This window comes from Campylobacter sp. GB48 (assembly GCF_049221845.1).
In the GTDB taxonomy this organism is placed as follows: domain Bacteria; phylum Campylobacterota; class Campylobacteria; order Campylobacterales; family Campylobacteraceae; genus Campylobacter_D; species Campylobacter_D lari_C.
In genome coordinates this window covers 1-8,654 of record NZ_JBMJAR010000025.1, presented here as the reverse complement: position 1 = coordinate 8,654, position 8,654 = coordinate 1, and the positions used below count along the sequence as shown (strand labels likewise).

The 8,654-nt window shown below is 25.4% G+C and carries 4 protein-coding genes and 2 pseudogenes; all 6 read left to right on the top strand.

The features are described 5' to 3' along the window. A pseudogene (locus ACOTVC_RS08335) lies at positions 1–606 on the top strand (hypothetical protein); the annotation flags it as partial. Beyond that, positions 603–2,516, top strand: a complete 1,914-nt coding sequence (locus tag ACOTVC_RS08330) for a motility associated factor glycosyltransferase family protein (protein ID WP_421628286.1) — start codon at positions 603–605, stop codon at positions 2,514–2,516. The pseudogene ACOTVC_RS08335 and the gene ACOTVC_RS08330, both read left to right, overlap by 4 nt. Then, positions 2,516–4,366, top strand: a complete 1,851-nt coding sequence (locus ACOTVC_RS08325; RefSeq protein WP_421628284.1) for a motility associated factor glycosyltransferase family protein — start codon at positions 2,516–2,518, stop codon at positions 4,364–4,366. The genes ACOTVC_RS08330 and ACOTVC_RS08325 overlap by 1 nt, the downstream gene beginning before the upstream one ends. Then, complete coding sequence (locus ACOTVC_RS08320; protein ID WP_087684767.1) at positions 4,363–6,099, top strand: motility associated factor glycosyltransferase family protein; 1,737 nt, start codon at positions 4,363–4,365, stop codon at positions 6,097–6,099. The genes ACOTVC_RS08325 and ACOTVC_RS08320 overlap by 4 nt, the downstream gene beginning before the upstream one ends. Beyond that, complete coding sequence (locus ACOTVC_RS08315) at positions 6,096–7,946, top strand: motility associated factor glycosyltransferase family protein (protein WP_421628283.1); 1,851 nt, start codon at positions 6,096–6,098, stop codon at positions 7,944–7,946. The genes ACOTVC_RS08320 and ACOTVC_RS08315 overlap by 4 nt, the downstream gene beginning before the upstream one ends. Before the next feature lie 4 nt (positions 7,947–7,950). After that, a pseudogene (locus tag ACOTVC_RS08310) lies at positions 7,951–8,654 on the top strand (DUF115 domain-containing protein); the annotation flags it as partial.

Here is an 8,654-nt window from a genome sequence, read left to right as displayed (position 1 = left end):
AATATGTGTTGGGATATTTTTAGAAAAACCTTTCAAAGAGATATAGAGTTAGTCAAAAAAATCAACATTACAACCTATAATGCCACAGAAGGTGGAGCTAGGATAGAAGGAAGTATAGAAAAATCTTTTAAAGAATTATGTGAAAATTTATTAAAAGAAAATAAGCCTTTATTTGAAAAACTACAAACTTTAAGTAAAAAAGAAATTCAAGATAAAAAAGATAAGATTGATGAGTGCTTGAAGAGGATTGTTATTTTAGGAAGAAGTTACATCAACGAGTGTGAAATTTTAAAATCAGATCTTACTCGGTACTTAGAAAATTTAAATTTTGAAAGTGAAGATTTTAATCCTCTAAGTCAAAGAATTTATCAAATGAAAGCTAGATTTGAGAATGAAGAATTTAAAAATTATTTCTTAGATCTCATTCGTTCAATATTTTTTCATTTCGAATATAAAATTGCACAAAACTATATAAAAAACCCTGCAAACATAGAAGAAGAATATACAAAAAGAAAAGAATACATAGAAATTCATATAAATTGGATTGATTTTATCTTGCCTCATATAAAATTACAAATCCAAGCCATTGAAGAAGGTCTCTCATGAACACCTATGAAGCTAATTTTAATAAAAACTTAGGGGCATTGGAAAGTTATAATGCTACTCTAGCTGATAAAATAGAAGATGTAAAAACAAATGAGCGTTTTGAAGTATTTGCAGGAAAAAGTACTTTTGATATCAATATATATGATCATGAATTAAAACAAAGTTTATATGATAATCCTGAAAAATTCTTTGATGAAAAATATAATGAAATTTATACTAAATATGAAAGATATCCTGTTTTATTTTTTTATGGTCTAGGTAATGGTTTATTATATAAAGCTTTGTTAAAAAATGAAAATCATAAAAGTATAATAGTTTTTGAACCTAATATTGAAATACTTTATATAGTTTTTCATCTAATAGATTTTAGTCAAGAATTAAAAGATAAAAGATTGTATGTGGTGGATACAAATGATTTTGATATGGATGATATTATAAATTTTTTAATGGGAGAGCTTTTTGTTCGAAATTATCTTTACGATAGCAAAATTTTATCTTTAAATTCCTATTATAATCAAAATAAAACACATATAGAAGAATTAGAAAAAAAATTAAATGAAAAAATTATGTATGTTTTTAATGCTCAGGGAAGTACCAGAATAAGCAAATTTCAAGTAGATCTCAAACAATGCATTTATAATACCGCAAAAATGCTAACTAAACCATTATTCAAAGAACTACTTAATCAAAGAAAAAACAAAAACGACAATGCTATTATAGTTGCAAGTGGACCTAGTCTTATAAAGCAACTTCCCTTGTTAAAAGAATATGCTAATAAAGCAACTATCATAAGCACCGATGGAAGTTATCCTATACTAGCAAAATACAATATAAAGCCTGATTATGTTATGTGCTTAGAAACAAATAAACTTTCAAGTGAGTTTTTTAATAATAATTTTGGAGAATTTGACAAAAACATCACCTTCATTATTACCGCATCAGCAAATCCTAAAACTATAAATTATCTAGATAAAAATGAAAAAAAATATCTTCTTGTTTTAAAACCATCTGCTGTCTATACGCATAAGCATCTTATAGATAACTTTGGATGCCTAGGGGGATTAAATGTTGCATCTATGGGCTATGAATTCGCCATAAAACTAGAATGTCGTAATATTATATTAATAGGTCAAGATTTAGCCTATGATGAAAATGGAAATTCTCATCCTATGGAATTTTTATACGACTCTAATTTAGATACATATAGATATAAACACATAAAAACATTAGCTTACGGAGGTAAAGGAGAGGTTTGGACACATAATACTTGGAAAACCTATATACAAAGTTATGAATTATATATAAAAGAAGCTTTAAAGAATAATATAATCACTTACAATTCCACAGAAGGTGGGGCAAGGATAGAAGGAACTATAGAAAAACCTTTTAAAGAAATATGTGAAAATATTTTAAAAGAACCGAAAAAAACTTTTTCACACTTACATAACTTGCCAAAAAACGAGCAAATTTTATTTGCAAAACAAACTCTCCAAAATTTTACCAATTTAATTAAATTTGGAAAAAGTAAAATTTATCAATGCCAAAAACTTTTAAAACCCATACTAAAAGTTATCAATCAAACTAGATACCATATAGATTTAAAAACTATTGATTTTATTAAAATTTTAAAAACCAATGATGAAATTCACAAAATTAAAGAATTTCTAGAAGATGAGAAAATGGCTGTATTTTCTGACCAGCTAGTTGCAGCTTTAGCTTTAATAGAACTTGAACTTGCAAAAATTTCTTTAATGAGTGCACATACCCAAGAAGATAAAAAAATTCGTATGATTATTTGGCTTATCAAACACGAAGAATGGCTTAAAATTGTTATAGAAACTTTAGAATCTCAAATAAAAATCATGGAAGAATCATTACACAATTTAAAAAACTTTATAGAGGAAAAATAATGAGTACTTATAAGGAATTTTTTAATAAAAACCTAGGAGCATTGGAAAGCTATAATGCTACTCTAGCTGATAAAATAGAAGATGTAAAAACAAATGAACGTTTTGAGGTATTTGCAGGAAAAAGTGCTTTTGATATCAATATATATGATCATGAATTAAAACAAAGCTTATATGATAATCCTGAAAAATTCTTTGATGAGAAATATAATGAAATTTATACCAAATATGAAAGATATCCTGTTTTATTTTTCTATGGTCTAGGTAATGGTTTATTATATAAAGCTTTATTAAAAAATGAAAATCATAAAAGTATAGTTGTTTTTGAGCCTAATATTGAAATACTTTATATAGTTTTTCATCTAATAGATTTTAGTCAAGAATTAAAAGATAAAAGATTGTATGTGGTGGATAAGTATGAAAAAGCTTATCTAAATGACTTTTTAGGCAAAGAATTGCAAGTAAGAAATTATTTACAAAACACACAACTATTTACACATTCTTCCTATTACAACAACTATAAAGAAATTCCTTTTATAGAGAAAAACATTCAAGAGCTTTGCTCTTATCTTATTACAGAACTTGGAAATAATTCCAAAGACTCCATCCAAGGCATCACCCAACTTTTACACAATCTACCTTATCAATTAGCAAACCCTAGCTTAAAAGACTTGCTAAATCAAAGAAAAAACAAAAACGACAATGCTATTATAGTTGCAAGCGGACCTAGCCTTATAAAACAACTTCCCTTGTTAAAAGAAAACGTAAATAAAGCAACTATTATTTGTGTTGATGGTAGTTATCCCATACTAGCGAAATATAATATAAAGCCTGATTATGTACTATCTTTAGAAAGAACGGAAATAATTTCTGAATTTTTTAATAATGATTTTAAAGAATTTGATAAGGGTATATTATTTATTTTAGTTAGTCTTATACATCCTAAAACCATAGAATATTTAAATAAAAACAATAGAAAATTTATATTGGTACACAGACCATTGCCTTTTGCACAAAGTTTAAATATGGATGATTATGGGTATTTAGGCACAGGTATGAGTGTAGCCAATATGGCTTATGAACTAGCTGTAAAGCTAGGTCATAAAAATATTATCTTAATAGGTCAAGATTTAGCCTATGATGAGAATGGCAATTCTCATCCTAAAGACTATGTCCATGGAAAAGAAAGCGAAAATGATAGAAAACAAGGTTTATTTATTACTGCTTATGGTGGTAATGGTAAGGTTGAGACAAACTATTGGTGGAAAATTTTTAAAGATATATTTGAAAAAGACATAGTTTTATCTAAAAACACATTAAATATAAATACTTACAATGCTACTGAAGGTGGAGCTAGAATAGAAGGAAGTATAGAAAAATCTTTTAAAGATGTTTGTGAAGATTTGTTGAAAGAAGATAAGGTTTTGTTTGAACTTCCAACTAAAAATAAAACAAATATAAACATTACAAATATACTTGAGAAAAAAATACAAAAAATTTCAAACATTCTTACTGAAACTGATATGTTTTATAATAATTTAATTTTATCTTTAACTCATATTAAGACACAAACAATACAAGAATTAAATTTTAAAGAAATTTTAACAACAAATGAAAGTCTTCATATCCTTAAAGCAAAAATAGAAAATATGATAGAACTTGGAGAAATATTAAATCCTGCTTTAAAAAATATAGAACTTGAACTTGCAAAAATTTCTTTAATGAGTGCACATACCCAAGAAGATAAAAAAATTCGTATGATTAATTGGCTTTTAAAACACGAAATATGGATACAAGAAGTAAGTAAATTTTTAAAAATTTTATTAAATATATTACAAAAAGATAGACAATGAACACTTTCTCAAAAAACACTCAAAATCTTTATAAAAATCATCCCGTATTATTTATTTATGGTTTAGGAAACTATATAAAAAATTTATTTCAAAATGAAAAATTAAAATATCTTGTAATTTTTGAAGAAGATAAAAATACGATTGATAATTTTTTCCAACAAGCATATATCACATCTCTTTTAAAAGAAAATAAATTATTTATTTTTAATGCCAAAGAATTTGATTTTAACAAAGCCAAAGATTTATTTTTACAACAAAATTTTATGTTTTATAGCAAAATCGTTCAAATAATAGAATTTAAAAAATCTTATTTAATACAAACCATAGAAAACAATATTCACAGAGCAATTGAAAGTATTTTAAATGGTCTACAATCAAGTCAAGAATGCGAAGTTTATATAGAACATTTTTGTAAAAATCTTCCAAAAATATTATCTCATTCTAGCACTCAAAATTTTCTAAATACACATAAAGCTAAACAAAAATATGCAATTATAGTCGCAAGTGGTCCGAGTTTAATCAAACAGCTTCCTTTGCTGAAAAAAATTCAAAATAAAGTCAATATATTTTGTGCTGATGGTTCTTATACTATCTTGCATAAATACGGGATAAAACCTGATTATGTATTTTGTATAGAAAAAGATACTATTAATGGTAAAGAAAAAATAGGATCTTGGAATTTTTTTGATAATAATTTTGGAGAATTTGACAAAAACATACTATTTATTTTTACCGACACTGTTCATCCAAAAACCATCAAACTCTTAGAAAATAATAATAGAAATTATATAATCACTCTATCTATAAATCCATTGTCTACTAGCTTTGAATTTCACGACTTTGGCTATTGCGACTTAAGCTTTAATTCAGTAGCAAATTTAGCTTATAATTTTGCAATATCTTTAGAATATAAAAATATCATACTAATAGGACAAGATCTGGCTTTCGGAAAAGATGGTAACTCTCATCCGAAAGAATTTTTACATGGAACAGATTCAGATTCTTCGTGCTATGAGCATATTAAAACTATAGCTTATGGTGGCAAAGGAAAAGTCTTTACACAAGCGGCTTGGCTTTTATACAAAGAAAAATACGAATATGATATCAATCTTAATAAACACATCATTAAAACTTATAACGCCACTGAAGGTGGAGCAAGGATAGAAGGAGCTATAGAAAAACCTTTTCAAGAGCTTTGCGATAAAATTATAAAAGAAAATACAATAAAACAAGCACAAATACTACCTTTACCTGATAAACACTCTATTTATACTAATCTAAAAAAAGCCTTAAATCATTTTAAAATAATTAGTCAAACTTCAAAGAACTTTTTAGATGATTCTAAAAAAATTATTAAAAAAATTCAAAATATATCTTTACAAATAAATTCTCTACCAAAAAATTTAAGCCTAGAAGAAAGCTTAAAATCAATTGATTTTAATCAAATAAATATCCTGCAAAAAGAAATTAAACTATACAAAGAAAAACTTTATCAAAACAAATACTTCTCTACAATTTTATTAAGCTATATGTATGCTAATGAATGTAATTTTATACATTTAGAATGTTTAGATATAAACATTCCAGAAAAAACAAAAATTAATCAACTAACTTATATAGTCAATCATGAAAGACACATCAAAGAGATAGTAAATTTAATAGAAAAACAGCATTCTATAATAATTCAAACAACAGCCGATATTCAAGAACTAATATCAAAGGATTTTTCATGAATGAACTTTTCTTAAAAAACACTCAAGCTTTATTTGAAAAAGACCAACCTTTAGCTTTAAAATTAAGAGAACTTAAAGAGTGTAAACAATTTGAACTTTTTCAAGGAAGTAGTGATAATCTAGATATCAATATATTAGACAAAAAGAGAAAAGAATTTATTTACAAAGATCCTATAAAAGAATTAAATGAGAATTTAAATTTATTCAATGGAGAGTATTTAAGATATCCTGTTTTATTTTTTTATGGCTTAGGTAATGGAATTTTATATAAAGCTTTACTTTCTAATCCTATAAGAACTCATTTGATTATTTTTGAAGAAGAATTAGAGATTATTTATTTAGTTTTTCATTATTTAGATTTAAGTGAAGAAATAAGAAGCGAAAGGATAATTTTGTTTTATATGCCGAGTATAACTTACGCTCAACTTGATGTTTTAATGGATTATCCTACTGTAAAAAACTACTACATGATCTACAATCTTTTTACACATAGTAATTTTTATAACTTCTATAATATTAACAATCTCAATGAAAATATTATCAAAGCTATCAAAACTAACCATACAAGACATGGAAATGCACCAAGCGATTCTCTACAAGGGATAAGTCAGCTTTCAAGAAATTTAATACCGCTACTAACCAACCCTAGCTTAAAAGACTTGCTAAAACAAAGAAAAGGTAAAATAAAAAATGCTATTGTAGTTTCTACTGGTCCATCTTTAATAAAGCAATTACCTTTATTAAAAGAATATGCTAACAAAGCTAGTATTATATGTGCTGATAGTGCTTATCCTATACTAGCAAAACATAATATAAAGCCTGATTATGTATTAATGCTTGAAAGAAGTGAATTGGTAAGTAAATGCTTTGATAATGATTTTAAAGAATTTGATAAGGATATATTGTTTGTCTTAGCTAGCTTAGTACACAAAAAAACTATAGAGTATTTAAAAAGAAATAATAGAAAATTTATGCTAATACACCGAGGATTGCCTTTTGCAAGAGCAATAAATTTAAACGACTATGGTTATATTGGAGGTGGTATGAGTGTAGCCAATATGGCTTATGAACTAGCTGTAAAGCTAGGTCATAAAAATATTATCTTAATAGGTCAAGATTTAGCCTATGATGAGAATGGCAATTCTCATCCTAAAGACTATGTCCATGGAAAAGAAAGCGAAAATAATAGAAAACAAGGTTTATTTATTACTGCTTATGGTGGTAATGGTAAGGTTGAGACAAACTATTGGTGGAAAATTTTTAAAGATATATTTGAAAAAGACATAGTTTTATCTAAAAACACATTAAATATAAATACTTACAATGCTACTGAAGGTGGAGCTAGAATAGAAGGAAGTATAGAAAAATCTTTTAAAGATGTTTGTGAAGATTTGTTGAAAGAAGATAAGGTTTATTTAAAACCAATCAAAATCACTCAAAATAAAATAGGCAAAAACTTAAAAATAGCCAAAAAAAATATAGAAAAAATGATCCTTATCAATCAAAATAATATTAAAAAATTAGAAAAAATTTTAGAAAAAATTTTAATAAGCAAAAAAACTTTAAAAATCAAAAAACTTTTTTCTCAAATTGATACTTTTAAAAAATTATTAAATAAAAAATCTAATGGCGCATATGAACTTTACCCACATATCTTATATCATCATGAACTAAGAATAAATAAACTCTTATGCAAAAATCCAAAAAATAAATACGAGCAAGAACAAATTACACAAGATCTCTTAGACGAATACGAAGAAACTTTCAAAATACTTTTACATCTTTTAAATGTATTTGACAATTATATAAAAGACGATACTATAGAATTTTTTCAACTAGCAAGGTAAAATCATGAATGAACTTTTCTTAAAAAACACTCAAGCTTTATTTGAAAAAGACCAACCTTTAGCTTTAAAATTAAGAGAACTTAAAGAGTGTAAACAATTTGAACTTTTTCAAGGAAGTAGTGATAATCTAGATATCAATATATTAGACAAAAAGAGAAAAGAATTTATTTACAAAGATCCTATAAAAGAATTAAATGAGAATTTAAATTTATTCAATGGAGAGTATTTAAGATATCCTGTTTTATTTTTTTATGGCTTAGGTAATGGAATTTTATATAAAGCTTTACTTTCTAATCCTATAAGAACTCATTTGATTATTTTTGAAGAAGAATTAGAGATTATTTATTTAGTTTTTCATTATTTAGATTTAAGTGAAGAAATAAGAAGCGAAAGGATAATTTTGTTTTATATGCCAAATTTTAATCTTTTGACAAATTTTCTAGATCAAAAAGGCTTAAACACTTTACTTAAATTATACGATTTACATCCAAAAACTACTTTTTATATTAATAATTATAAAAAGAACATCTTAAACACCAACACCTTACTATTAAAAACAATTAAATATATAGTGGATATAAAAGGAAATTCTCCATTAGACTCCTTCGAAGGCATCACCCAACTTTTACACAATCTACCTTATCAATTAGCGAACCCTAGTTTAAAAGATTTACTAAAACAAAGAAAAGATAAAATAGAAAATGCTAT

Excerpts from the sequence above, each read along its gene's own strand:
- ACOTVC_RS08330 (WP_421628286.1), top strand. The coding sequence starts at position 603 with ATGAACACCTATGAAGCTAATTTTAATAAAAACTTAGGGGCATTGGAA.
- ACOTVC_RS08320 (WP_087684767.1), top strand. The coding sequence starts at position 4,363 with ATGAACACTTTCTCAAAAAACACTCAAAATCTTTATAAAAATCATCCC.
- ACOTVC_RS08325 (WP_421628284.1), top strand. The coding sequence starts at position 2,516 with ATGAGTACTTATAAGGAATTTTTTAATAAAAACCTAGGAGCATTGGAA.
- ACOTVC_RS08315 (WP_421628283.1), top strand. The coding sequence starts at position 6,096 with ATGAATGAACTTTTCTTAAAAAACACTCAAGCTTTATTTGAAAAAGAC.